Consider the following 24,913-nt stretch of genomic DNA (forward strand, 5'->3'; position numbering starts at 1 on the left):
ACTTTAGAGAACAGACTCCCTAATGAATGTTAATGCGTCTTCTACATGACCTTTCACACTGACTTTACGGTATTCTTTTTGAAGAATACCCTCTTTATCAATGATGAATGTCGAACGTTCGATACCATAATATTCCTTGCCAAAGTTTTTCTTAAGTTTCCATACCCCGTATTCTTCAGCAACTTTATGATCAACATCGGCCAGCAGTAAAAATGGCAATTCATGTTTATCAATAAATTTCTGATGTCGATCAACCGGGTCTGGACTGACACCGATAATTACTGCGTCTAAATCCTGAAAGCTTTCATGTTGATCGCGAAAGTCACATGCTTCTGTTGTACATCCAGGTGTCATATCTTTTGGATAAAAATATATGACAACATGCTTTCCTTTAAAACTAGAAAGGCTTACATTTTCCCCTTCCTGATTTTCAAGTGTGAAATTCGGTGCTGCTTTACCTGTTTCAACTGTCATTACTATTCCCTCCAAGCAAGTATTTCGATTATTTTCACTATAGCATAGTTTTTCGTATCACCTAATCATCCTGCTTATTCTGCACAATACGAAGAACAAATGCTGTCGGCAAAATATAACCGATTAATGCTTGAATCAGGGCAATGAGCCTGCCATAGCCAATTGGTGTTATATCACCATACCCGATTGTCAGCATGGTAACGCCGCTAAAATAGCCGGAATGAATTAGTGATCCTACGATACTGACTTGCCTTAATTCCCCGCCTTCCACGAGAACAATCCGATTAAAAGAAAGAATAAAGTAGATAAGTGCAAAGCCGATAATGACAATACTGTATACAACAAGCAAGGAGTAAAATATTTCAATCGAAAACCCTCGTTTTCCGCGTTTCATGAAATAGCCGATACTTAAGAGCATTGTAATACTTACTAATATAATAAAGATCCACGAATTAATTGTCATTCTATCCCCTTCTTTATTATTACCATACGCTTTGTCCAAAGTCCCTATGTCATTTATTTTTATAAATAAATAAGGTAGGATAAAATTAGTAAATGATATTGGTGGTGTTAATAATGAAACGGATTTTTCTAATAGAAGATGACCCGAAAATAGCGAATTTATTAAAGGAATATCTCGAGAAGTACGAATATAGTGTAACCATCGTTCAGTCATTTGACAGGATTATTAACGAATTTACTGAATCAGATCCGCATCTTGTGTTATTGGATATAAATTTACCGCGCTATGATGGGTTTTACTGGTGCCGTAAAATAAGAAGCATCTCCAATTGCCCCATCGTTTTTCTGTCGGCCAGGGATTCCGGAATGGATCAGGTTATGGCCATGGAGAATGGCGGGGATGATTATATTACGAAGCCATTTAACTTCGATGTTGTACAAGCAAAAATTAAAAGTATCATGCGCCGTATTTACGGGGAATATGCCGTAACCAAACAAGCCGACTTTATCGAAATCAATCAATTTATTTTACATTTAACATCCATGGAAATCGAATACCATGGGACAATAGCTTCTCTAACAAAAAATGAGTTCATTCTGCTAAAGGAATTTGTTGAACACGAGAACCAAGTCTTATCCCGCACTCATTTATTGGAAATCCTGTGGGACGATGAACACTTTGTGGATGATAATACATTATCTGTTAATATTACTCGCATCAGGAAAAAGCTAGAGGACATTGGTATTAAGGATAGTATACAAACCGTTCGGGGCGCCGGATACAAACTAGTCAACACATGGGGGTAGAACAGGATGAAAAAATTTATACTCGACCAATTAGGAAACATTTTATTTTTTTATTCCCAGTGGGTACTTATGATCATTATTGTTCAAATTGCCAGCCGATTTTCAGGAACAACACTCAGTGCCGGGATCCTTTTTTATTTATTTTTATTGCCGACATGCTTTTATCTTGTATTCTTGGTTTTCAAGTACTTTAAACAACGCGATTTCTACAAATTGGAAAATGTTGCTTCCCCGCATGTGGGATTACCGGAACCAAGCAATCATTTACTGCAAATTTTACGAGATCAACATGATAAACAAGACAGTGAATACCAGGAAAAAATTGAGCAGTTAGAACAGCATAAACAATTGGAAATTGATTTCATTCAACAATGGGTTCATCAAATGAAAACACCTGTCTCTGTTTTGCATTTGACGATACAGAAGGAAAAAATGAATCTTCCCGAATCCTTTGCAGATAGTTTGTATGAGGAAATTGAACATCTGCAGCAAGGACTGGATCTCGCATTATATCAATCACGTTTGCAAAAGTTTGACCGTGATTTTCATGTGGACAGAATTTCCTTGCGGTCTTTAGTAAATGAATCCATTCAGGAATTCAAAACAAGTTTCATCCGCACCCACGTATTCCCAGAGCAATTTATTGATGAATCAATTGACGTGGCTACCGATGCAAAGTGGTTTCGGTTTGTATTGCACCAAATCATTACAAACGCGATTAAATATTCAAAAGGGCATTCCGAGAAAATTTCATTTCGCAGTAAAACTGATTCGCAAACCACCACATTACAAATAGAGGACTACGGTCACGGTATCCCAAAGCAGGATATCAGCCGAATATTCGACCCATTCTTTACAGGAATGAACGGGCGCAAATTTCGTGAATCAACCGGTATGGGATTGTATCTATCAAAGGAAATATGTAAAGAATTAGGTCATGAAATCAGCGTAGAATCAGAACAAAATGCGGGAACAACGGTATCAATAACCTTTACACAGCCAAAGGTGTAAGAAAGGCGGCAGCTTCTGGGCGCTGAAGCTAGACAAAAAAAGCGGCAGCGCCCGTTTAGCAACGTACAAACTGGAACCTTGGCAAGGAGTTCAGGCTGTTGTCTCCCGACTTGGTTTGGTTCCTACCCGAATAATAAGAACAAGGTATTTTGGAGGTAATACAATGGCAATTCTAGTGGCTGAAAACTTATCCAAAAAGTATGGGAGCAAACGCAGTATTCAATATGAAGCATTAAATCGGTTTAATCTGGCAATAAACAAATCAGAATTCGTTGGGATCATGGGACCATCCGGAAGTGGAAAGACTACTTTATTAAACTTATTGTCAACGATTGATACACCAACAGCAGGGAAAATCAGCATCAATAATGAAAAGGTAACAAGTATGTCTAATAATAAATTGGCCAAATTCCGCCGTAAGGAAATGGGGTTTGTTTTTCAGGATTATAATTTATTGGACACATTAACGATTGGTGAAAACATTGTATTGCCCTTAACATTATTAGGTAAAAAGGTAACCGTAATGGAGAAACAGTTAGTGACTGTTGCAAAACAGCTTGGGATTGATGCGATTATTCATAAACGAACCTATGAAGTGTCTGGCGGCCAATTGCAGCGAGCTGCAATTGCACGGGCCATCATTCACAATCCAACCGTTATATTCGCTGATGAACCAACAGGCAATTTGGATTCAAAGGCTTCTTTACAAGTAATGGAATCATTACGTGATTTGCATGAGCTCCACCAAACCACAACGGTTATGGTTACCCATGATCCCTTTGCAGCTAGCTTCTGTGAACGGATTATCTTTATCAAAGACGGAAAATTATTTAATGAAATTCACCGTGGGGAAAATCGTCAGGCATTTTTCCAGGACATATTAAATGTACAGTCACTATTAGGAGGCAACACAGATGACCTTCAGACAGTTCGCTTTTAATAACGTCCGGCGCAATAAACGGCAATACCTCAGTTATTTTTTAAGTTGTATGTTTGCTGTGACGGTTTTCTTTATGTACGCGGTAATCATCTTTCATCCGGATATTAATGAAACTGAATTTCGAGAAACTGTACAACGTGGGATTTTTCTCACAGAGGCGTTAATCTATGTATTTTCTTTCTTATTTGTTCTGTACTCAACAGGCTCCTTTATCAAATCACGTAAAAAAGAATACGGTTTGTTAACAACGCTCGGTATAACAAAGTCACAGCTTAACCGTATGCTCATTTTGGAAAATACAATTATCGGCATTACTTCTATTGTTGCGGGGCTACTGCTTGGTGCGCTGCTGACAAAGCTATTTTTGATGGTCTTTTCTCAGGTTCTTGGCCTTGATGAAATTCTGCCATTCTATTTATCACTAAAAGCAATAGGCATAACCGCTGGATTGTTTTTTATTATGTTTGAACTTAATTCTATTGCCGTCGTATGGACAATTAAGACAAAGTCCGTTATGGAAATGTTCCGGGGGGCTAAGACGCCTAAACGGACCCCAAAGTTTTCCTGGATATTGACTATTATTTCATTATTAGCCATTGGCTATGCCTATTACCTGGCATATACAGCCAATCTTATGTCGATTTTATTTCGTATGCTGCCAATTTTGGCTCTCATCGTGCCTGGAACATATTTTCTGTTCACACAAGCCAGTATTGCGCTAATTAATATTGTTAAGAAGAAGAAGAGCTACCTGTATAAGAATTTAAACCTATTAACCATCTCTGACCTGACTTTTAAACTAAAGGATAATGCAAGACTATTATTTTTTGTTACGATTTTAAGCGCAGTTGCCTTTACCTCATCTGGTGTTTTATATGGTTTATTTCAAAGTGCTGAGACGGAAGCAGAAAGACTTATTCCCCAAGACGTTTCATTGATAAGCAAAGGGTTAGATCACGTGGACGAATTTAAAGAGGAAGTTGCCTATGTGGAAAAGGAATTCAAACAGCAGAATATCCCGTATGAACAGATAACAGTCCGCTCGGTTCAGGCAAACGCTTCATCTGGCAAGCAGGAATGGGATGACACCTGGCTAATGATCTACTCATACTCCGACTATAAGAAAATGCAGGAGCTCCAACACGAACCAGTTGCCTTCCAGATGCAAGCAAATGACCAGGGTGTAGTGTTAGTGACAGACTTTGGGTTTGACTATATGAGGAATATTCCTAAATCGATAACGTTAAGATCTGAACATATGCAAGAGCAACTTACCCTAACAAAAGAATACACCAGTATAAACGATACCATTTATACTACCTTTCCGGTCGTGGTGCCGGATGCAGTTTATCAGCGCTTTTATCAGGCTGCAGATCGAAATGAAATCTACCATAACTATGTAATGAACATTCCAGGCTGGCTAACACATGCAGAGGCAACTGAAGAGATTTTAAATGGGGTAAATCGTGAATTTGTATATCCTGATTCACAGGCGGGCTATTATATTATGATGAAACAGGGAATGTCATATCTTCTTTTTTTTGGTATATTTATAAGTGTTCTTTTCTTTTTAGCTGCAGGTTCCATACTTTATTTTCGAATGTATCAGGACATTGACAAGGACTTGCACCACTTCCATTCCCTGTATCGAATTGGATTGACCGTACAGGAAATGAAGCGTATTGCTACCAAGCAATTAGCCTATTTGTTTTTCATACCTTTCTTCATAGCGGTTGTTCACGCATCCTTTGCATATAAGGCATTACAAAACATGCTGGCAAAAAATATATTTCTGCCAAGTGCATTCATTATTTCCATTTTTCTAGTCATCCACCTGGCTAACTTTATTGTAATTCGAAATATCTATACAGCTAAACTGAAGAAAGTCATGCAATAATTCCCATATTTTAGGAGGCATATCATGAAAACTTATACACAATCTGAGAAACTGCACCAAGAAGCACTGCAGCATATTGTTGGCGGAGTAAATTCACCATCACGCGCATATAAGGCTGTTGGCGGTGGTGCACCAGTATATATGGAACGTGGAGAAGGTGCGTACTTCTTTGATGTCGATGGCAATAAATATATCGACTATTTAGCTGCCTATGGACCAATTATTACTGGTCATGCCCATCCGCATATCGCAAAAGCAATTTCACATGCCGCAACTACTGGCGTGCTGTATGGTACACCGACTGCACTTGAAAATACATTTGCCAAAATGCTGAAAGAAGCTATTCCGTCACTGGAAAAAGTGCGGTTTACTAATTCCGGAACTGAAGCAGTGATGACAACAATTCGGGTTGCCCGCGCTTATACAGATCGGACAAAGGTTATTAAATTTGCGGGCTGTTATCACGGTCATTTTGATGCCGTATTGGTTCAAGCGGGATCCGGTCCTGCGACACTTGGCACTCCTGACTCAGCCGGTATTCCGAAGTCAGTTGCTGAAGATGTGATCACCGTTCCTTTTAATGACCTAGATGCCTTTAAGGAGGCTATGGAAGAATGGGGAGATGAAATTGCAGCGGTACTCGTTGAACCAATAGTAGGTAATTTTGGAATCGTTGAACCACATGATGGATTTTTACAAGCAGTGAATGACATCACACATAATAACGGTGCGTTGGTTATTTATGATGAAGTAATCACCGGATTCCGTTTTACATATGGGAGTGCACAGCAGGTTTACGGCATCGAACCAGACATGACAGCAATGGGGAAAATTATTGGTGGCGGTCTGCCAATTGGCGCTTATGGCGGCAGACTTGATATTATGGAACAAGTAGCACCTCTTGGACCTGCCTATCAGGCTGGAACCATGGCTGGTAATCCTGCATCAATGGCTTCAGGTATCGCATGTCTTGAAGTTTTGCAACAACCAGGTGTTTATGAAAAACTAGATGCACTTGGTGCCCGGTTGGAAAAAGGAATTATTGAAAAGGCAGCCAAGTATGATGTGCACATTTCCGTAAACCGTTTATGTGGGGTGCTAACTGTTTATTTTGGAGATGGTTCAATCTCAAACTATGACCAGGCAGAAGCAAGTGATGGCAAAGCTTTTGCGGTATTCTTCAAATTAATGTTGGAACAGGGAGTGAATTTAGCCCCTTCTAAATATGAAGCATGGTTCCTGACAACTGAACATACGGAAGAAGATATAGACAAAACGATTGAAGCAGTTGATCAAGCCTTCCGCGTAATGGCTGAATAAGAAATACAAAAGAGGCTGAGACAAAACTAAAATGTTCAACTCAAAAGACGAACGATCAAGGGTGGAAGTTTAGAACGTTTCTTTTCAACTATAGGGTCTTAATAAGCAGTTGACATAAACTTCTGTGACGAAACTAACTATCATGTTCGGTGCCTTGTCACCGCTCCGGACCGTTGACTCCTGCTTAGAACAGCGCGAGCTGAAGACCCCGCAGAGTGGTTTTCTCAGGAGGCTGAAGCCGTGCCCTAAGGTGCGCAACGGTCCGCAGCGGAAAACAATCCAGCGCATACTTTTTAGCTTTAAGTTTACAAAAACAGACAAGAAAAATCCGGACTACTTCAAATTCTAATCCAAGAATTGAATCATAGTTCGGATTTCTCTCTGGCTAAAACACTTTTGTCCCAGCCTCTTTTATTTACCCTTGAATTAAATCGGGCTGGTCCAGGTTTTGGACTTGATATAAATTATAGTAATTTCCTTGTTTTTTCATCAGTTCCTCATGTGAACCACTTTCTTTGATTTCACCATCAACAACGACTACAATTCTGTCGGCGTGTGTGATGGTTGCCAGCCGATGTGCAACAATAAAGGTAGTTCGGTCAGATGCCAACTTTTCAAGGGCTTCCTGTATCGTATGTTCACTTTCTAAATCAAGAGCTGAGGTTGCTTCGTCAAAAATTAATAATGGTGGGTTCTTCAAAAATACACGGGCGATTGCAATACGCTGTTTCTGCCCTCCGGATAGTTTGACGCCGCGTTCCCCTACCAATGTGTCATAGCCGTGCACTAAATCAGTGATAAAGTCATGCGCATTAGCTGCCTTTGCCGCGGTTATCACTTCTTCATCTGTTGCATCAGGATTACCCATTCGAATGTTCATGGAAATAGATTCACTAAATAACGTATTATCCTGGAGAACCATTCCGATGTTATCCCGAAGCGAACGCGCCTGTACATCTCGAATGTCTATTCCATCAACTTTAATAGATCCTTTGGTTACATCATAAAAACGAGGGATCAGACTAATAAGTGTAGACTTTCCTCCACCGCTCATTCCAACTAACGCAATAGTCTCACCTTTCTTCACTTGAAGTGATACATCCTTCAATACTTCGGGTTCATTTTCGTCGTATTGAAAAGAAACATGATCAATTTCTACATTTCCTTCCACATTTGTTAATGGTTTCGCATCTTTTTTATCAACAATATCATATTTCTCATTTAAAAATTCAAAAACACGGTCGATGGATGCGATTGATTGCGTCAGGACCGTTGAAGAATTAATTAATCGTCGCAACGGGCTGTACACACGCTCCATATATGCAACAAACGCTACCATTGTACCAACCGACAGTCCACCATTAATAACATGATAACCAGCATATGCGATAACTAATAATGGCGCCAAATCCGTAATTGTATTGGTAACTGCAAAAGTTTTTGCATTCCAATTTGTGTGTTTTAATGCCCGGTCCAAAAAGTTTTCATTTCGTTTATTGAATTGACCTTGTTCATAATCTTCCAGAGCAAAACTTCTTGTCACAGGTACCCCCTGTACTCGTTCATGGAGATGACCTTGAACCTCTGCCAGTGCCTGTGAACGCTCGCGAGTCAATCGTCGTAAACGTCCATAAAAATATTTAATTGAAAATCCAAAAAACGGGAATAAAATAATTGATACAATTGTTAAGCCAACGTTCATCGTCAGCATAATACAAATTGCGATTAAAATGGTTATTATGTCTAACCATACGTTCATTAAACCGGTGAGCACGAAATTCTTGGTTTGTTCGACATCATGTATTACCCGGGAAATAATTTCCCCGGTTTTTGTCTGTGAATAAAATCTCAGGCTCAATTTTTGTATGTGATCAAACAGTCTATCCCTTATATCAAAAAGGATCTTGTTCCCTACCCACTGTGCTAAATATTGTCGAATATATTCAACAGGCGGACGTAAAATTAGAAAAATAACAAATGCTCCGCCCATAATCCAAAGCAGTTGAGTTGTTTTTGCACTGTCACTCATATTCTCTGCACCAATAATATCATCAATTATATATTTCAAAATCAATGGCAGTAACAATGGTATAGCAAATTTTACGATTCCAATGAGAATTGTCCAGAGAATTTTCATGCGGTAAGGTTTTACAAACTGCATGTATTGCTTAATGCTGCTCATTTTATATCAACCTCGTTTATTAAGAAAAGCTTGGGCACCCGATTAGAAGCTGACCCATAAGCAAAGCATGGGGTTAGCGTTTGCATTGTCCATTGCTTATACGTTCTCTTCTGGGTACCGGAGCTAGACATGTATTTGTTTATGCTTAGAAAAACCCTTGCTACCGTTGTAACAAAGGTTTTATCGTTCACCTATATGTCAAAAAACGTTCATACCACTGATCAACAAATTCTGGTGAGAAGGGCCCCTTCCTTTGATGCACCCATCTAAGTAAATAATCAATATTTTTATGAAGAATCCGATCTAATACAGCTGGATAACCCATCATTTCTTTGTGTTCGTCGTATTCATCTTCATCCAATAAATTGTACGTCATATCTGGAAACACCTTAACATCTAAATCATAATCAATATACTTTAATGCTTCATCATCAAAAACGAATGGCGAACTTATATTACAATAATAATGAATCCCATTATCACGTACCATTCCAATAATATTAAACCAATATTTCGCATGAAAATAGCAAATAGCAGGTTCACGTGTCACCCATGTTCTTCCATCGCTTTCAATGACATTAGTCTTGTCATTTGCTCCAATTACGGTGTCCTCTGTACGCTTCAGGACAAGGCAATTTTCCCAAACACGATGAAGTTGTCCATTATGCTTATAGCTTTGAATTTGAATTTTCGAACCTGTGTCAGGGCCAGCCATCATATCTTCCTTCCTATATACTCAGCTAATCATGTTATATTATAATAGGAAGAAAGACAAATATAAAGGAACAAGCTCAAAAAGAAGAAAAGCTCAGGGCGCCCGTTTAGAAGTGGATGCATAAGCCTGGGCGCTGGAGCTAGACAGGAAAAGCGCAAGTGCCCGTCTAGTAGCGGACGCATAAGGCATAAGCAAGGGACCGCAGAACGCATGGGGTTTAGCGTTCGTAGTGCCCCTTGCTTATGACGGCAGCTTCTGGGCGCTGGAGCTAGACATATTTTCGTTTATATTTTCTTTAAGGACAAGAGAAAAGAGCTTTCTTGGGAGAAGAAAGCTCTTTTCTGAGTCAGAAAAAAACGGGGTAAAGTTATTTGTTTTGCTTATTTTGTTGAGCTTTTTGATTTTGCTTTCTTACTTCTTGTGCGTTTGTTTCAGATGCAAACTCGGTACCAAATTGACCTTGTTGGCTTTGTTGACCTTTAGCTGCTTTTTGGTTTTGTTTCTTCACATTTTGAATGTTTGTACCAGAAGCAGTTTGGTTAGGTTGTTGTTTGTTAGCCATCATTATCACCTCCGCAATAATTAATTTAACCATTTCAGGAGATGTTATGCGAAATAATGCAGAGTTAAAATTAGTATGATATGGAAGCAAATGGGAAACCTAAAGCTGACAACTTTCACATACTATCCGTAGAACGCATGGGTTTAGTGTCCATTGCTTATGACGGCCATATCCAGCTACCAGGCGCTGGAGCTGATATGGCCGTTAATATTCGGAAGCTCATTAGAATCCGCATTTATACTTCTTTCCTTCTAGAGTTACAAAAACTGCATCATTTTTTGATGAGAAACCGGAAATGGAAAAGCCTTCATTTCGTTTTGACTAACAAACTGTGCGTCTTTCCGATTTGTTTTAGTATCTGAAGAAACTGCCTGATGTACCTCTAATTCCCAAATTAAATGGGAAAAAACATGTTTTAACCTGCCCGCTTCCCGTTTGAGCCTGACATTTATTCCATATTCTTTTTCAAACCAATCCGGGATCTGGTTAAACCCGGTCTCGGCAATTGATATCATCGGAAATTGCCAGAGATTGGCCAATAGCCCAGTATCAGGTCTTTTTTCAATTAAATACTTGCCCTGTTTATTTTGGATCAGTAATGCAACATAAGGAACTGTTTTTTGTTTTTTACCTTTTGACTTGACCGGTAATTCATTTTCAATCCCTTCAGCAAATGCATGACAATGTCGTTGAACGGGACAAAGCATACACATTGGGTTTTTAGGAGTACAAACGATGGCACCTAATTCCATCATCCCCTGATTAAATGATGATGGATCAGCGCGGGAGATTAGCTCCCTTACTATTTCCTCAAAGAGTTTTTTAGTGCGTGGTTTTGCGATATCTTCATCTATTTTTAGAATACGGGATAGAACACGCATGACATTACCGTCCACAGCGGGCTCCGGCTGATTATAAGCGATGGAAAGGATAGCACCTTTTGTATAAGGACCAACCCCTTTTAATGCCCCAAGATCTGCTGAATTTGCAGGTATTGTTCCTTCATATGAAGCCATAACTTCCCTAATAGCGTTTTGTAGGTTACGTGCACGGGAATAGTATCCTAATCCCTCCCATGATTTAAGGACATCCTGTTCTTCCGCTTTTGCTAAATCTTGGACAGAGGGAAATTTTTTAATAAATTGGTTAAAATAAGGGATAACGGTATCAACCTTTGTTTGCTGTAGCATGATTTCCGACACCCAAACTTTATACGGATCCTGATCTTTCCGCCAAGGGAGATCACGCTTATTATCTTGATACCAGGAAATTAAATCATTTTGAAATTGTGGTATATCAATATGTAAAACCTCATTATTTTTCATGAATACACAACCTTTATGTTACAATAATTTTGTCAATTAAAGATTTTGACGACCAGATTGCTACCAGGAAGGAGCTCGGATTATGGATACTGGCACCCATGTGGTCATGGGGATTGCACTAGGTGGACTAGCAACTCTTGACCCGGCCGTGCATAATGATCCTACACTATTTAATGCGGTATTTGTAGGGACTATGATAGGCTCACAGGCACCTGATTTTGATACAATTTTGAAACTGCGAAATAACGCAGTCTATATAAGACATCATCGCGGAATTACCCATTCCATCCCTGCAGTTATTATCTGGGGTATCCTGCTAGCTGGCATTATTCATCTATTTGCACCAGGGGTGAATTTTTTGCATCTGTGGCTATGGACATTTGCAGCCGTTATCATTCACGTGTTTGTTGATATTTTCAACGCATACGGGACACAGGCATACAGGCCGTTTACGAATAGATGGGTCGCCCATGGTTTTATAAATACGTTCGATCCATATATCTTTATTTTGCATATTGCCGGGATTGTTGCCTGGATGCTTGGAGCAAACCCTGGATACACTTGGCTGATTATTTATGGCGTAATCGCCTTATATTATATTAAACGTTATATCGATAAAAGGGAAATCATTAAAAAAATTCATGATCACTTATCTGATGTAGAACAAATTGCTACCTCTCCTACCATAAAACAAAACTTCTGGAGAGTTGCAATTACGACAAAAGATCGTTTCTATGTAGGAAAAGCAGAACATGGACACATCCAAATTGTTGATGAATTCGAAAAGCTGCCATTGCCTGACACCGAAATCATCCATTTGGCCAAAAAAGATAAAAATGCTTCCGCTTTCTTATCGTTCTCACCTGTTTACCGTTGGGAAGTAAACGATTATGACGATTTTACCGAAGTCAGATTTATTGACCTCAGGTATCGTTCCAAAGGGCATTATCCTTTTGTTGCAGTTGTACAAATTGATGATAATATGCGCATTATGAGTTCGTATACAGGTTGGATCTTTTCGGAACAAAAACTTCAAACCAAACTATTATTTGGCGATAATCCAATCTAAAACAGCGAAGCGACCTGATCAGTCGCAACGCTGTTTATTTTTTTACCTTATCACCTAAAATGGAGATTGGAATGGCCTCTTCTTTTTCGTATGTCTCATCAAGCAAATTAATTCTATGTCCCCAGGCAAAAACGCCGTTAATATAATTTATTTTGAAACGATGTCCGGGATCACCTTTCATTTGGTGAATATCCTCAGCATGGAAATCTTCCGGATTTAACATATATGCCATCGCAACCTGCATTTTGCGTTCATTAATAGCAACTTCACTTATATTTCCAATCCGTTCGGCTTTAAGTGCTTTTTCCTTCAAATGGCCAACTTCTTCACGTAATTGTTCAACTGAATAATCACTGTATCGAATATCCAAGTTATTTCGCCTCCTTTACATACAGTTTACATTTTACCAATAATTTAGGACAATGGATATAAGAAAACCTTGAAAAAGAAATCAACTGGGAGGTTTATTACATGCCGAATGTAGCTATTACTGGGGCCGGAAGCGGACTTGGACGAGAGCTTGCTCTAAAATATTCAAGTAAGGAATACAAGGTCTATCTGCTCGGACGATACGATACAAAACTGCATATTGTACAAAATGACATAATTAGGAATGGGGGAAAGGCGGAAATCGTTTTATGTGATGTGAGAGAACCTGCGTCCGTGGATATCGCCTTCCAACAAATCGGTGAACTGGATGTTTTTATCAACAATGCTGGAATCGGAATCTTTGGCTCTTTTGAAAATTATACTATAGATGAAATAGATTCGACGCTAAACACAAACATTAAGGGAACTATTTTAACTGTTCAGTCTGCATTACCACTAATTAGAAAAAGTAAAGGAAGAATCCTGACGATTATTTCTACAGCGGGGTTACGGGGAAAAGTAAATGAATCCATTTATTGTGCCAGTAAATTTGCCGTAAAGGGATTTACAGAAAGCCTGCAGAAAGAATGGGAAAATGAACCCATTTCCATCACAGCTGTCTATATGGGAGGAATGAATACTTCATTCTGGAATAACTCGACTCATGTTAAGGACCCATCTTCACTAAAGGAACCTGCTACTGTAGCCGAACAAATATTTAACGAAGATGATGGACGAAAAGAGATTTTGATTGATAAGTAATAATTCTGCTGGTATTCGTTCTGTAAGGTTTAGAGCATATACCAGCTTTCACCTTTTCTATTCGCATTCCGCTTCGTCTAAAAAATCATTAATCATTTCCATTGTAAATCCTTTTCGGTAAAGCCCTTCCTTGACTTTATTTTGGAGATGAAATCCCGTTAATTTTGCTTTATGTTTACTTATGAGCTTTTCACCATGTTTTTTAATTGCCTCCCATTCTGCACCATCATCCTTTTCATCACCAAGATCGGCAATTGCTTCCTTAATAACATCCTGTTCAAAACCTTTCTGCATCAATGTACCCTGAAGCTGCTGCAGTTGTTTCTTAAAGGATTCCCTTCCCTGTTTATTCAATTTTTTGTTAATCCATTTATTCGTTTTCTCTAACTGAACATCAAAGGTGTAAAGCTCTATTGCCTTTGCTGCAATTTGTTGGGAAACGCCTTTTTCCATTAACTCCTTTTTCACTAGCATTGGACCTTTAATCGAAGTCTGTATTCTAGTTCGTACAAACGCATCTGCGAACATAGCGTCATCAAGCAATCCCTCAGACGTTAATCGATCCATAATTTGTTTTATAGGTTCCTCGTCAACTTCTTTTTTTATTAAATAATCATGAATTTCTTTTTTTGTTCGCATTCGGTAGCTTAAAAAGTTAATGGTTAGGGTATAGGATTTATGTACATCATCTTTTTGGATAAGTGTTTCAATCATTGAATCAGTAAGTTCAAGATTTTTACGGAGTTTATATTCAATTAAAACAGCTTCATCTACACTAAAGCCGTATTTTTCACCATGGCCATCATCCAAAAAGATATTAAATCGATTCTTACGTTTTTGTTGTGTGGTGATACGGGTAATTTTTTTCAATGTTACTCTCCCCTTTTTTTAATAATAACACGAAATTTTTACCAATCACCACAGTAAGAATCCAAAACTTGCATATAATAAGAAAAGCGGAGGCGACTGGTCAGCGACGTACAAATAGATAGAACTGTGAAAGTGCGTCGAACTTTACGCACATTCATCAGGGCTATCTATTTGCTAGTCGCTAGAAGCCGCAGCTAGACAATGAAAAGCGGAGGCGACTGCTAAGTGGCGTACAAATAGATAGGACTGTGAAAGTGCGTCGAACTTTACACACATTCATCAGGACTACCTATTTGCTAGCCGCTAGGAGCCGCAGCTGGACAATGAAAAGCGAAGTGGGCTAAACCTAACAAATAATGAATTCTGATTGGAGTGTTCATCGTGAATATATTAATTACAGGTGGTACTGGATTTGTCGGATCACATTTAACCGAAGCACTAACGAAGGAAAATCACCATGTCTATATACTGACGCGCTACCCGGATAACTATGAAAACACGAAGCAAATTACGTATATCGCGTATGATTATTATGTACGTGATCTACCCGCAATTCATACGGTTATCAATCTTGCTGGAGATACGTTATTTGGGTATTGGACTACCGAAAAGAAAACAAACATCATGAAGAGTCGCACAGAAGTTACCCAACATGTTATCGAGATGATGCAGCAAATGGAGAAAAAGCCTGAAGTGTTTATAAGTGCATCTGCAATTGGATTTTATGGTACTAGTGAGGATCTTATCTTCACAGAAAACACAACTGAGCATGGTGAGGACTTTCTTTCAAGTGTTGCAGTTGCCTGGGAAACGACAGCAATGCAGGCTGCAGATGAAATGCACATACGTACTGTTTGTACCAGATTCGGGATTATCTTAGGAGAAAAAGGCGCACTTTCTTATATGACAGTACCAATAAAAATGTTTGCTGGAGGTAAAATTGGTAAGGGTGAACAATGGATGTCATGGGTTCATATTGAGGATGTTGTCAATTCCATTACTTTTTGCATGCAGAATGAACATATAGAAGGTCCAGTTAATGTTACTGCCCCTAATCCGAAACGCAATAAAGAATTTACAAAAATACTTACAAAGGTATTAAATCGACCAAATTGGTTTACTACCCCTGCCCCACTTGTACGAACAGCTATGGGCGAAATGAGTGAATTGATGACAAAAGGGCAGTACGTGTTACCGGGCAAATTAAATGAACATAAATATCAGTTTTCCTACCCTTATTTGCAAAATGCTTTACAAGAAATAAACCTTCATAAAAAGCCTAAAAAAATGTCACAAAGTCAGTAAAAAAACGATTCACATTTCCACTATATCTGTGTAAAATAATAGTAATAAGAATATATGTACAGGGAAGGCAAATGGTGCGCCACCAGTAATTACTGGTCCTAGTGGGTTCGATTCCCACCCCGAATTTTTGTTGATCGCAACTAAAAATTCAGGGGGTGGGGCACACCAGATTTCTTCTAGATACCCACCTTAAATGAGGAGGGTATTTTTCATGTTAAAAAAACGTGATTTATTTGAGGCGCCTGCATTATTTGATTTATTAAAACATAAAGAGGTTTATCCATACGTGCGGCATAAAGCAGAGACAAGTGATGAGTTTTATTTCATTACGAAACAAACAGTAGAAGCCGAAGAAAAAGGGGAATTAATTTCAAGAACAATACTTGATGAATTCCAGCATCCAATTGGCACAATCAATTTATATGACATTCAGGATCAGCACGGATTTCTGGCAACCTGGATTGGTCAGCCATATTTCGGTAAGGGTTACAATAAACGGGCAAAGGAATTATTTTTTGAAGAACTATTTTTTCAGCATGATATTAAAGGTATTTTTATGAAGATAAGAAAAACAAATATACGTTCATTAAAAGCAATTCTTAAGATACCTTACGTTTCACTTGGAAATACTGTATACCCGGAGGTTTACCAAGCTATAAATCAGGAAAACGATGTATATGAATTATTTGTAATTTCCAAGGAACATTATCTGTCCTATCATCAGTTTCTTACTCCCTCCGAAACTGAGGGCGGCGAGGAAGTTTCCTAGTTAATGAATATTTCAACTGTCATTATGCCAAACTAAATGTAGAAAAGAGGGATTTCTACATGAAAGGCAAAACAAAAGGCGAAAGCAGTACACTCGGTAATTTGAATAAAACACAGGAAGTTTTATACCAAAAGGAATTTAATCGTGCGAATAAGGTTTATCAGCAACTAAGTCAAAAAAGCAATCGATCTTAAGAGGATCGGTTGCCTTTTTTGTTATCCACAAACCCCCTCACAAATGTGGATAACGCCTATAGTATGCGTTGGATCAACACCGTTTATCTACAGCTTAATGTGAATAACTTGAAGAAATAATGTGGATACCGTGGATAACCTTTATTTATACTGTTAATATGTCTTTGTATATGTGTATAAATTTGTGGATATTTCACCTAAGTGTTTTTTAACCCTAAAAACTTGCTAAAGTCTCGACCTATCATCTACTCGATTGTAATTTTACGGACCATCCCCCATGAGAGTATATAAATTAAGAAACCAATCCCCGCAACTTCAAAAAATAGCATGATATCAAACGATTCAATAATGCTGTTTGCGAAATCGATTAAAAAGCCTTCCGAAAATCCATATAAAAGCATTACCAGGGCTACACCAAGAATTCCCCCGCCACCAGGTAATCCATATTTATAGAATAATAATCCTAGCATATAATCAAGTGTCATAATAAAAAATATAACTGAGGCTTCCACAGTAATACTGGTTAACCATGTATTATCTAAAAAGCCGCCAAGTGACATGAATTCCATGGCATCAATAGAAATTTGCTGGCAAACAAACTCATAAATACTTTGAATTATATTGATTAATATTGCCTGAAAAATAGATAATCCCACCAAAAATACTGCAAGTCCAATAAATAAGTTTTTCCGGGTGGCACCCATTTTTATCGCAAAAGGGATGCTTTGCTTTACAGTTAAAAATCCAAAAATCGAACTGTAAATATAGACAGCAAATGGGATACTCATAATCATTTTGTCATTTTCACCCGTCATAAGAAATAGTGCTATTAATACACCAAGCGTTACAAAGCCAATCAATATCGTCCAGAATATTAATAATGATCTTTTAGCATCCGCAACACAAAAGTATAATAACCCCTTAATTTGTCTGTTCATCTGCTATGCCCCCTTATTTTCCGTTAAATGGATCATTAATTCTTGGACGGGAATTCCTTCAGCTTTTAACCCCTCAGCAACTGCTTCTTCCTTACGGCAATATACGAAGGCGGTCATCATGCCAGCAAGTTCTTTTTTATTTAGAACCTTTTTGTCCTTGCTAAACGCTTCAACCTGTTGGATTGATCCCGTAACGGCACATGTACTATGGCGCAATACATCCGCCTCCTCGCGTAAAATCAACCGTCCGTCTTGAATGATTAAAATTTCTTCAAACAATAGACTTACTTCATCAATCAAATGGGTAGAGAAAATAATGATTCGTTTTTCTTTTTCATATTCCTCAAGAAGGATTTCATAGAATCTCCGGCGTGCTGCTGCATCAAGTCCTATATATGGTTCGTCAAAAATGGTAATTGGGGCTTTACTCGATAAGCCAACAATTATTCCAAGTGCTGACTCCATCCCTTTTGATAACGTTTTTACTTTTGCTTTTTTATCTAAACCATATATTTTAACAAGTTCCTCTGCCAGGTCCGGGTCCCAGGTTGGGTAAAACATGGAATAAATACATAAGACATTCTTTATGGATAAATCCCTCTTAAAATTATTGCCTTCCTTAATTAAACAAATTGATTCGATAAGATGTTGATTGTCAAATGGATTTTCATTATTAATCGTAATTTCACCACTAGTTGCAAGGATGTGGCCAGCTAATATTTCCATAAATGTTGTCTTACCAGCACCATTTCGACCAAGTAATCCGTATATCTTTGGCTCAAGAATTGAAAATGAAACATGGTCAAGGGCATATTTATCTTTATACTTTTTCGTAAGATCCTTTACACTAATTTCCATTACTATCAGCCTCCTTGTTTATCATTGCAATCAAATCTTCTTTATCAATCCGCAGCTTTCTTGCCTCGCTCTTAATCGGTAAAATAAAATTTTCATAAAATGTTTCTTGGTGTTTTTGGATCAAAAGTTCTTTAGCATTTTCAGTAACAAACATACCCACACCCCTTTTTTTAAACAGAATGTTTTCATTCACCAATTCATTTATCCCCTTCGCCGCTGTCGCTGGATTGATTTGATAAAAACTGGCAAACTCATTCGTTGAAGGTACACGTTCCATCGCTTTGACATTACCACTAATAATCGAGTCCTCTAGTTGTTCTTTAATTTGCAAAAATATAGGTTTATTTTCATCAAGTGTATTTTTCATGTTCAACCCCCGGTTAACCAGTTAGTTACCTATGTAACTAACCATATAACTAAACATAAATAAAGTCAATCTTTTTTTAATAGTACTGCCCCCTTTCGTGATGGTACACTAACAATTTTGCCCCAGCGTTAAACATATTTTAATTTTTACCTTATCAATATAAAAAGAGCTTGGAATTCCTCCAAACTCTTTCTCAGCCTTTTTCCAGTATTCCGCTCATCGGGCTTTTTTCTGTCCAAATGTAGTACTCGTTGCCATTGGTAGTGACTGTGATATTCCCATAAACAGCTGTGGAAAAGATAAGGGCATTAACCTTATATAGATTTTCAATAACATCTTCAACTGGGTGACCATAATCATTTTGTTTACTATAGGTCAAGATTGCAATCTCTGGATTGGCCTTTTTTAAAAAATCCAATGAACTGCTCGTACGACTACCATGGTGTGCAATTTTAATGATTTCAGATTGAAGACCCCCTGACTTTATAATTTCCTTCTCCTGCTCTTTTCTAATATCACCCATAAATAAGAAATCCATTTCCTTATACGTAACCTTCAATGCAATTGATGACTCATTATTAGTACGAAATGGTTCATAGGTATTCAAAACACGAATTTTCAGTGCTGGGTCAAGTTTAATCAATTGATCCTTTTTTGCTATTTCAACCGGGATATTTTGTTTTGCTATTTGATTAATATATTTTCGGTATGTGTTTGTCGTGTAGAGTTTTCCAGAATCGAGGATCTGATCAATTTTGGTGGATTTCATTACCTTGGTAAGTCCACCAATATGGTCAATATCCGGATGGGTAACAATAAGTAAATTAATGGTTTGGATTTGCTGCTGTTCAAGGAAGTCCACTATTTCACCACCAGAATTAGGTGTTCCCCCATCAATTAATATGGTTTTGTTCTCCGGTGTTTGTATTAAAATGCAGTCTCCCTGCCCAACATCAATGAAATGAACCTCCATATTCTGTTGTTGTTCCGCATGAATGGAGTCGACAGGCTGAATCATTAAAATGATAAATAGTAACACAAAAACAAACCAAGTATACTTTCCCATCAACGACATCCTTTCCTACCTTATTTTTTCCAAGTTTTTCGTTTTATATTTTTCCCTTTATTTTTCTCCTATGTTCGATAATTATGAGCTATTAAATAAAAAAAGCTGCTGGTTCAAAATTGAACCAGCAGCTTTCTATGGTTTTTCTGTGATTATGCCTTACTAACAACGATTTGATCTTCAACTAAATCAACATGGACATGGTCGACAGTTTCATCTTCAAGCAATAGATCAGTTAATTGGTCTTCAATTTTGTCTTGAATTACCCGACGAAGAGGCCGTGCACCGAATCGTTTATCATAGCCAAGTCTTACTAATTCACGTTTTGCGGATTCAGTAATCTCAACTGATAATTGATTGTCATCTAATGTTTGTTCAAGATCAGTAAGCATTAAGTCGACAATTTGCAATAAGTTATCTTCAGATAATTCATTGAATGAGATGATGGAATCAAACCGATTTAAGAATTCCGGTTTAAAATATGCGCTTAGGTTTTCAAGTGTCGTTACAGCTTCATGTTCGCTATTAAAGCCTACTTGTATTTGTTTCTCTCCTGTCCCAGCGTTACTCGTCATAATAATGACTGTTTCTTTAAAGCTTACAGTACGACCATGGGAATCGGTTAAATGACCATCCTCCATGATTTGCAGGAACATGTTTTGTACATCCGGATGTGCCTTTTCAATTTCATCAAGTAACAGAATAGAATATGGGTTACGGCGTACTTTCTCGGTTAATTGTCCTGCTTCTTCATGGCCAACATAGCCGGGAGGTGAGCCGATAATTTTAGACACGGCGTGTTTCTCCATATATTCACTCATGTCCAGACGAATCAGAGAATCACGTGAACCAAACAGTTCATTTGCAAGTGCTCTTGTTAATTCGGTTTTACCAACACCAGTTGGACCAACGAATAAGAATGAACCAATAGGACGATATTTGGACTTAAGTCCTGCCCGGCTCCGGCGAATCGCTTTCGCTACCTTATCTACCGCTTGCTCTTGTCCAATTACATTTTCCTTTAAGTTAGCAGCAATATTTTTCATTTTTTCCTGCTCATCTTTTTGGAGCTTTGTAACAGGAATACCCGTTTTTTCTTCAACAATTAACAGGATGTCCTCTACTCCAACTTCCGTAATTTGTGCTTCATTTTTCGCCTTTTCAAGTTGTTTTTGTAATTGAATTTCTTGATAACGTAGATTCGCTGCCCGTTCATAGTTTTCTTCTTCAGCAGCTTTTTCTTTTTCATTAACAATTTCATCTAAGCGTTGTTGCAGCGAATCGGTATCCTTTTCCGTATTTGCTAAATTTAATCGGGATCCAACTTCATCCATTAGATCAATAGCTTTGTCTGGTAAGAACCGATCTTGAATATAGCGACCGGAAAGTGTTACAAAAGCACGAATTGCTTCATCAGAATAACTCACTTCATGGAACTTTTCGTAACGATCTTTAATCCCATTTAGTATTTGGATTGCTTCTTCTTGAGAAGGCTCTTTTACAATAATTGGCTGGAAGCGTCGTTCTAGAGCAGCATCCTTCTCAATTTTACGATATTCCTTTAGAGTTGTTGCACCAATTAATTGCAATTCCCCTCGTGCTAATGCAGGTTTTAAGATATTTCCCGCGTCCATTTGTGAGCTTTCTGCTGTACCTGCTCCAACTAGTAAATGAATTTCGTCAACGAATAGAATTACATTCTTCCTTGTTTGTAATTCCTGAACTAATTGTTTCATTCGTTCTTCAAATTGCCCACGCATGCTAGTATTAGCTACTAGTGACGCTACATCTAAAATATATATTTCTTTGTTAGCTAATTTAGTCGGTACATTTCCTTCAACGACTTTTAATGCTAAACCTTCTGCTATTGCTGTTTTACCAACACCCGGTTCACCAATTAGAACTGGGTTGTTTTTATTCCGTCTATTTAATGTTTCAATTACTCGTTTTACTTCTTGATCTCGTCCAATTACTGGATCGATTAATCCTGCACGTGCCGCATTAGATAAGTTCTTTCCTAAGTTATCTAATAAACCATTTCCTTGTTTTTGTCCGGTCTTTGTTCCAACATTTGATGCACCATTACCCTGTGCAAAGTTTTCCTTAAATGAATCTTGCTGATTCTGGTTAAATCCTGAACCAGAAAAGAAACCATTTGAGTTGATTAATTTCCCTTGCAATTCTTGAAAGCATTGATTGCACAAATGCATTTTCACTTTTTCATTATTTAATTGCATCATTACATTTATATCAGCCGGACGAATACCACATTGTTGACATTGCATTAGCAATTCCTCCTTAATAAATATCAAAACACAAGGCCTTTTGACTTTGACTAACTTTGACCTTTGACTTCATTATACTCTGACCAATTTTGACTTTCAAGTGGTTTGATCAATTTTTTTAAAAAAATTAGGCACTGACTTATTATCCATGAATACTATAATTTAGAAATATGGATAAGGGAGAGGAATTTTTATGTATTACAATCGCCCAGATCAGCACTGGCAAAACTGGAATCGCAGAATAACAATAGAAGAAGCTATGAATATTGCTTCTGAACAGGTTCCAGGTCAAATAGTTAAGGTCGAATTAGATACAAAATATGGAGCCTGGATTTATGAAGTAGATATCATTACCCCTCAAGGAATGGAATATGAAGTAGAAGTTGACGTTAATACCAGCGGAATAATCAGCGTAAAACCGGATTAATAAAAAACACTTGGACCAATAATTGATCCAAGTGTTTTCTCTTTGTTAATTTACCTGCTTTTCTTTCTGACGCAATTCAATACGACGAATTTTTCCTGATGTTGTTTTTGGAAGATCCTCGATAAATTCAATTTTGCGCGGGTATTTATATGGTGCTGTTAATTGTTTTACATGATCCTGTAATTCTTTGACCAAATCTGGATTATTTTTGTCTACATTTCCTTGTAATACAACGAACGCTTTGACAATATTACCACGAATTTCATGAGGACTGGCAACTACTGCACATTCCTGCACATACGGGTGCTTAACCAGGGCATCTTCCACTTCAAAGGGCCCGATTGTATAACCGGAACTTATGATAATATCATCACTACGCCCTTCAAACCAGAAATACCCGTCCTCATCTTTGGATGCCTGATCCCCTGTCACATAATAATCGCCGCGCTGCGAAATTTTTGTCCGTTCACTATCCTTATAATACTCCTTAAATAAAGCAGGGCAATCCAACTTGACTGCAATATCACCAATTTCGTTTACTGCGACAGGCTTTCCATCTTCATCAATTACGTCGACATCATTCCCCGGTGTTGGTTTACCCATAGAGCCAGGCCTAACTTCCATATCCTTCATTACCCCAAGCAATAAAGTGTTTTCTGTTTGACCATAGCCATCACGAACAGTCACATTAAAATAATTGTTAAATGTATCAATAACTTCCCTATTTAATGGTTCACCTGCAGAAACAGCACTATGTAACGCAGGTAACTGATAATCGTTCAGATTGTCCACCTTTGCCATCAGCCGGTATTCGGTTGGTGTACAGCACAGCACGTTAATATCATGATCACTTAATAATTGAAGGTAGGTTTTTGGATCAAACTTTCCATGATAGATGAATCCCGTTGCTCCTGATCCAAGAACAGATAAAAATGGACTCCATATCCACTTTTGCCACCCCGGACCCGCGGTTGCCCAAACCTTGTCACCATCATTAATACACAGCCAATTTTCGGACGCAGTTTTAAGATGGGCAAATCCCCATCCATGGGTATGTACAACCCCTTTTGGATTTCCAGTCGTTCCCGAAGTATATGGTAAAAATGCAATATCATCACTTTTCGTTTTTGCCATTTCCAGTTGTTCTGAGGAATCTTCCATTAATGCCTCTAAGTGCAGCCAACCTTCAGCAGGTTCACCAACAACAAAGCGAACTAAGCTGTCGTATTCTTTAATTTGTTTATATTGGTCGACGAATGGGAAATAACTTACCACCCCACTTACCTCACCATGGGAAATACGATATTGAAGATCCTTTTCTTTTAACATTTCGGAACTTGGAATGATGATAATTCCTGTTTTTAGTGCAGCAAGATAAACTTCATAGGCTTTAATTAATCGTGGAACCATAATTAATAATTTATCGCCCTTTTTTAGCCCATTTTCAAGAAAGGCATTACCAATTTTATTAACATTTTTCATTAATTCGCTATATGTTATTTCTTCCTTTTGACCAGCATCATCTTGCCATATTAAGGCTTTTCTTGTTGGATCCGTTGCAAAACGTTCCATTTCCATTACGATGTTGTAGTCTTCAGGTGCTAACAAATCTTCTCTATTCATTTTCATTTCAGCTCCAATACAAGATTATACCTATAGTATAGCAAAGGTTGTGAAAATTTTAAATTAATACATTAGAAATATAAATCAAAGCTGTTCCGCATAGTTGATATAAACTGCAACGTATTCTAATAATCATGTTTGGTGGTCCAACGACCGCTACGGAAAAACACTGCGCTTTCCGTGGGCAGCTGCTGAGCCTCCTCGAGCTTACGCTCTCCGGGGTCTCATCTAGGCTTCTGCTCCCACAGGAGTCTCCGTGTTTTTCCTTCGCTAGGTTTGAGTGCTACTATAATGTCATAAACGATTTCCTCATTCT

25 protein-coding genes are annotated in these 24,913 nt (G+C 38.0%); 11 read left to right on the forward strand and 14 right to left on the reverse strand.

All coding sequences use genetic code 11. From position 1 onward, the window contains the following. Nucleotides 1-3: 3 nt before the first annotated feature. Together bcp and CFK37_RS01950 are read right to left on the reverse strand one after the other, a co-directional pair. Entirely contained in the window at nucleotides 4-474 is a 471-nt protein-coding gene (gene bcp, locus CFK37_RS01945; protein WP_089060321.1) for a thioredoxin-dependent thiol peroxidase, read from the reverse strand. Between the two features lie 61 nt (nucleotides 475-535). Then, a complete protein-coding gene (locus tag CFK37_RS01950) occupies nucleotides 536-937 on the reverse strand; it encodes an ion channel (protein WP_089060322.1) in 402 nt (133 codons plus the stop codon). A 113-nt stretch (nucleotides 938-1,050) separates the two neighbouring features. Here CFK37_RS01950 and CFK37_RS01955 point away from each other — a divergent pair, with 113 nt between their 5' ends. The 5 genes from CFK37_RS01955 (at nucleotide 1,051) to CFK37_RS01975 (ending at nucleotide 6,911) form a co-directional block, all read left to right on the forward strand. Beyond that, complete coding sequence (locus CFK37_RS01955) at nucleotides 1,051-1,743, forward strand: response regulator transcription factor (RefSeq protein ID WP_089060323.1); 693 nt, start codon at nucleotides 1,051-1,053, stop codon at nucleotides 1,741-1,743. Between the two features lie 6 nt (nucleotides 1,744-1,749). Then, the gene (locus CFK37_RS01960) at nucleotides 1,750-2,754 is read left to right on the forward strand and encodes a HAMP domain-containing histidine kinase (protein WP_089060324.1); all 1,005 of its coding nucleotides are present in this window, start codon (nucleotides 1,750-1,752) and stop codon (nucleotides 2,752-2,754) included. 163 nt (nucleotides 2,755-2,917) lie between these two features. Continuing rightward, nucleotides 2,918-3,694, forward strand: coding sequence for an ABC transporter ATP-binding protein (locus CFK37_RS01965; RefSeq protein ID WP_089060325.1), 777 nt, complete (start codon nucleotides 2,918-2,920; stop codon nucleotides 3,692-3,694). Beyond that, nucleotides 3,669-5,591 carry an FtsX-like permease family protein gene (locus CFK37_RS01970; protein WP_089060326.1) on the forward strand — a complete coding sequence of 641 codons (1,923 nt, stop codon included), beginning with the start codon at nucleotides 3,669-3,671 and terminating at the stop codon, nucleotides 5,589-5,591. The genes CFK37_RS01965 and CFK37_RS01970 overlap by 26 nt, the downstream gene beginning before the upstream one ends. Before the next feature lie 24 nt (nucleotides 5,592-5,615). Further along, the gene (locus CFK37_RS01975) at nucleotides 5,616-6,911 is read left to right on the forward strand and encodes a glutamate-1-semialdehyde 2,1-aminomutase (protein WP_089060327.1); all 1,296 of its coding nucleotides are present in this window, start codon (nucleotides 5,616-5,618) and stop codon (nucleotides 6,909-6,911) included. A 415-nt stretch (nucleotides 6,912-7,326) separates the two neighbouring features. Here CFK37_RS01975 and CFK37_RS01980 read toward each other — a convergent pair whose 3' ends face one another. The 4 genes from CFK37_RS01980 to mutY form a co-directional block, all read right to left on the reverse strand. Further along, nucleotides 7,327-9,093, reverse strand: coding sequence for an ABC transporter ATP-binding protein (locus tag CFK37_RS01980; RefSeq protein WP_089060328.1), 1,767 nt, complete (start codon nucleotides 9,091-9,093; stop codon nucleotides 7,327-7,329). Between the two features lie 187 nt (nucleotides 9,094-9,280). Then, entirely contained in the window at nucleotides 9,281-9,808 is a 528-nt protein-coding gene (ntdP, locus tag CFK37_RS01985) for a nucleoside tri-diphosphate phosphatase (protein WP_089063506.1), read from the reverse strand. Between the two features lie 367 nt (nucleotides 9,809-10,175). Further along, a complete protein-coding gene (locus CFK37_RS01990; protein WP_089060329.1) occupies nucleotides 10,176-10,370 on the reverse strand; it encodes a gamma-type small acid-soluble spore protein in 195 nt (64 codons plus the stop codon). A gap of 257 nt (nucleotides 10,371-10,627) precedes the next feature. Next, nucleotides 10,628-11,695: an A/G-specific adenine glycosylase gene (gene mutY / locus CFK37_RS01995; RefSeq protein ID WP_089060330.1), complete on the reverse strand. Its 1,068-nt coding sequence runs from the start codon at nucleotides 11,693-11,695 to the stop codon at nucleotides 10,628-10,630. 82 nt (nucleotides 11,696-11,777) lie between these two features. Between mutY and CFK37_RS02000 the strand changes: the two genes are divergently transcribed. After that, nucleotides 11,778-12,764 carry a metal-dependent hydrolase gene (locus tag CFK37_RS02000; RefSeq protein ID WP_089060331.1) on the forward strand — a complete coding sequence of 329 codons (987 nt, stop codon included), beginning with the start codon at nucleotides 11,778-11,780 and terminating at the stop codon, nucleotides 12,762-12,764. 34 nt (nucleotides 12,765-12,798) lie between these two features. On the opposite strand, the gene CFK37_RS02005 is transcribed toward CFK37_RS02000, so the two are convergent. After that, nucleotides 12,799-13,134, reverse strand: coding sequence for a YfhH family protein (locus CFK37_RS02005; RefSeq protein WP_089060332.1), 336 nt, complete (start codon nucleotides 13,132-13,134; stop codon nucleotides 12,799-12,801). 101 nt (nucleotides 13,135-13,235) lie between these two features. On the opposite strand from CFK37_RS02005, the gene CFK37_RS02010 reads away from it, so the two are divergent. After that, nucleotides 13,236-13,895: an SDR family NAD(P)-dependent oxidoreductase gene (locus tag CFK37_RS02010; protein WP_089060333.1), complete on the forward strand. Its 660-nt coding sequence runs from the start codon at nucleotides 13,236-13,238 to the stop codon at nucleotides 13,893-13,895. Nucleotides 13,896-13,952: 57 nt separating this feature from the next. On the opposite strand, the gene recX is transcribed toward CFK37_RS02010, so the two are convergent. Next, nucleotides 13,953-14,765 (reverse strand): recombination regulator RecX, encoded by an 813-nt coding sequence (recX, locus tag CFK37_RS02015; protein ID WP_089060334.1) that lies wholly within the window; start codon nucleotides 14,763-14,765, stop codon nucleotides 13,953-13,955. A 381-nt stretch (nucleotides 14,766-15,146) separates the two neighbouring features. On the opposite strand from recX, the gene CFK37_RS02020 reads away from it, so the two are divergent. The 3 genes from CFK37_RS02020 to CFK37_RS02030 all read left to right on the forward strand — a co-directional run bounded on the left by CFK37_RS02020 (nucleotide 15,147) and on the right by CFK37_RS02030 (nucleotide 17,033). Next, nucleotides 15,147-16,070, forward strand: a complete 924-nt coding sequence (locus tag CFK37_RS02020) for a TIGR01777 family oxidoreductase (RefSeq protein WP_089060335.1) — start codon at nucleotides 15,147-15,149, stop codon at nucleotides 16,068-16,070. 211 nt (nucleotides 16,071-16,281) lie between these two features. Then, complete coding sequence (locus CFK37_RS02025; RefSeq protein ID WP_089060336.1) at nucleotides 16,282-16,839, forward strand: GNAT family N-acetyltransferase; 558 nt, start codon at nucleotides 16,282-16,284, stop codon at nucleotides 16,837-16,839. Nucleotides 16,840-16,898: 59 nt separating this feature from the next. Next, a complete protein-coding gene (locus CFK37_RS02030; protein WP_089060337.1) occupies nucleotides 16,899-17,033 on the forward strand; it encodes a YfhE family protein in 135 nt (44 codons plus the stop codon). 245 nt (nucleotides 17,034-17,278) lie between these two features. Here the strand turns inward: CFK37_RS02030 and CFK37_RS02035 are convergent, their stop codons facing one another. From CFK37_RS02035 to CFK37_RS02055, 5 genes are all read right to left on the reverse strand, one after another. Then, nucleotides 17,279-17,971: a hypothetical protein gene (locus tag CFK37_RS02035; RefSeq protein WP_089060338.1), complete on the reverse strand. Its 693-nt coding sequence runs from the start codon at nucleotides 17,969-17,971 to the stop codon at nucleotides 17,279-17,281. 3 nt (nucleotides 17,972-17,974) lie between these two features. After that, nucleotides 17,975-18,829 carry an ABC transporter ATP-binding protein gene (locus CFK37_RS02040; RefSeq protein ID WP_089060339.1) on the reverse strand — a complete coding sequence of 285 codons (855 nt, stop codon included), beginning with the start codon at nucleotides 18,827-18,829 and terminating at the stop codon, nucleotides 17,975-17,977. Further along, the gene (locus CFK37_RS02045) at nucleotides 18,819-19,196 is read right to left on the reverse strand and encodes a GntR family transcriptional regulator (RefSeq protein ID WP_089060340.1); all 378 of its coding nucleotides are present in this window, start codon (nucleotides 19,194-19,196) and stop codon (nucleotides 18,819-18,821) included. Before CFK37_RS02045 ends, CFK37_RS02040 begins: the two co-directional genes overlap by 11 nt. A 193-nt stretch (nucleotides 19,197-19,389) precedes the next feature. Then, the gene (locus CFK37_RS02050) at nucleotides 19,390-20,262 is read right to left on the reverse strand and encodes a ComEC/Rec2 family competence protein (protein ID WP_089060341.1); all 873 of its coding nucleotides are present in this window, start codon (nucleotides 20,260-20,262) and stop codon (nucleotides 19,390-19,392) included. A gap of 152 nt (nucleotides 20,263-20,414) precedes the next feature. Continuing rightward, nucleotides 20,415-22,547 carry an ATP-dependent Clp protease ATP-binding subunit gene (locus tag CFK37_RS02055; RefSeq protein WP_089060342.1) on the reverse strand — a complete coding sequence of 711 codons (2,133 nt, stop codon included), beginning with the start codon at nucleotides 22,545-22,547 and terminating at the stop codon, nucleotides 20,415-20,417. Nucleotides 22,548-22,740: 193 nt separating this feature from the next. On the opposite strand from CFK37_RS02055, the gene CFK37_RS02060 reads away from it, so the two are divergent. After that, nucleotides 22,741-22,974 carry a PepSY domain-containing protein gene (locus CFK37_RS02060; RefSeq protein WP_089060343.1) on the forward strand — a complete coding sequence of 78 codons (234 nt, stop codon included), beginning with the start codon at nucleotides 22,741-22,743 and terminating at the stop codon, nucleotides 22,972-22,974. Nucleotides 22,975-23,019: 45 nt separating this feature from the next. Here CFK37_RS02060 and mbcS read toward each other — a convergent pair whose 3' ends face one another. Further along, nucleotides 23,020-24,597: an acyl-CoA synthetase MbcS gene (gene mbcS / locus CFK37_RS02065; protein WP_089063507.1), complete on the reverse strand. Its 1,578-nt coding sequence runs from the start codon at nucleotides 24,595-24,597 to the stop codon at nucleotides 23,020-23,022. Nucleotides 24,598-24,913 lie beyond the last annotated feature (316 nt).

Origin of the sequence: Virgibacillus phasianinus, assembly GCF_002216775.1 — a bacterium.
In the GTDB taxonomy this organism is placed as follows: Bacteria; Bacillota; Bacilli; order Bacillales; family Amphibacillaceae; genus Virgibacillus_F; species Virgibacillus_F phasianinus.

Coding starts and splice junctions, on each gene's coding strand:
- bcp (WP_089060321.1), bottom strand. CDS start 474: ATGACAGTTGAAACAGGTAAAGCAGCACCGAATTTCACACTTGAAAAT.
- CFK37_RS01950 (WP_089060322.1), bottom strand. CDS start 937: ATGACAATTAATTCGTGGATCTTTATTATATTAGTAAGTATTACAATG.
- CFK37_RS01955 (WP_089060323.1), top strand. CDS start 1,051: ATGAAACGGATTTTTCTAATAGAAGATGACCCGAAAATAGCGAATTTA.
- CFK37_RS01960 (WP_089060324.1), top strand. CDS start 1,750: ATGAAAAAATTTATACTCGACCAATTAGGAAACATTTTATTTTTTTAT.
- CFK37_RS01965 (WP_089060325.1), top strand. CDS start 2,918: ATGGCAATTCTAGTGGCTGAAAACTTATCCAAAAAGTATGGGAGCAAA.
- CFK37_RS01970 (WP_089060326.1), top strand. CDS start 3,669: ATGACCTTCAGACAGTTCGCTTTTAATAACGTCCGGCGCAATAAACGG.
- CFK37_RS01975 (WP_089060327.1), top strand. CDS start 5,616: ATGAAAACTTATACACAATCTGAGAAACTGCACCAAGAAGCACTGCAG.
- CFK37_RS01980 (WP_089060328.1), bottom strand. CDS start 9,093: ATGAGCAGCATTAAGCAATACATGCAGTTTGTAAAACCTTACCGCATG.
- ntdP (WP_089063506.1), bottom strand. CDS start 9,808: ATGGCTGGCCCTGACACAGGTTCGAAAATTCAAATTCAAAGCTATAAG.
- CFK37_RS01990 (WP_089060329.1), bottom strand. CDS start 10,370: ATGGCTAACAAACAACAACCTAACCAAACTGCTTCTGGTACAAACATT.
- mutY (WP_089060330.1), bottom strand. CDS start 11,695: ATGAAAAATAATGAGGTTTTACATATTGATATACCACAATTTCAAAAT.
- CFK37_RS02000 (WP_089060331.1), top strand. CDS start 11,778: ATGGATACTGGCACCCATGTGGTCATGGGGATTGCACTAGGTGGACTA.
- CFK37_RS02010 (WP_089060333.1), top strand. CDS start 13,236: ATGCCGAATGTAGCTATTACTGGGGCCGGAAGCGGACTTGGACGAGAG.
- CFK37_RS02025 (WP_089060336.1), top strand. CDS start 16,282: ATGTTAAAAAAACGTGATTTATTTGAGGCGCCTGCATTATTTGATTTA.
- CFK37_RS02030 (WP_089060337.1), top strand. CDS start 16,899: ATGAAAGGCAAAACAAAAGGCGAAAGCAGTACACTCGGTAATTTGAAT.
- CFK37_RS02035 (WP_089060338.1), bottom strand. CDS start 17,971: ATGAACAGACAAATTAAGGGGTTATTATACTTTTGTGTTGCGGATGCT.
- CFK37_RS02040 (WP_089060339.1), bottom strand. CDS start 18,829: ATGGAAATTAGTGTAAAGGATCTTACGAAAAAGTATAAAGATAAATAT.
- CFK37_RS02045 (WP_089060340.1), bottom strand. CDS start 19,196: ATGAAAAATACACTTGATGAAAATAAACCTATATTTTTGCAAATTAAA.
- CFK37_RS02050 (WP_089060341.1), bottom strand. CDS start 20,262: ATGGGAAAGTATACTTGGTTTGTTTTTGTGTTACTATTTATCATTTTA.
- CFK37_RS02055 (WP_089060342.1), bottom strand. CDS start 22,547: ATGCAATGTCAACAATGTGGTATTCGTCCGGCTGATATAAATGTAATG.
- CFK37_RS02060 (WP_089060343.1), top strand. CDS start 22,741: ATGTATTACAATCGCCCAGATCAGCACTGGCAAAACTGGAATCGCAGA.
- mbcS (WP_089063507.1), bottom strand. CDS start 24,597: ATGAATAGAGAAGATTTGTTAGCACCTGAAGACTACAACATCGTAATG.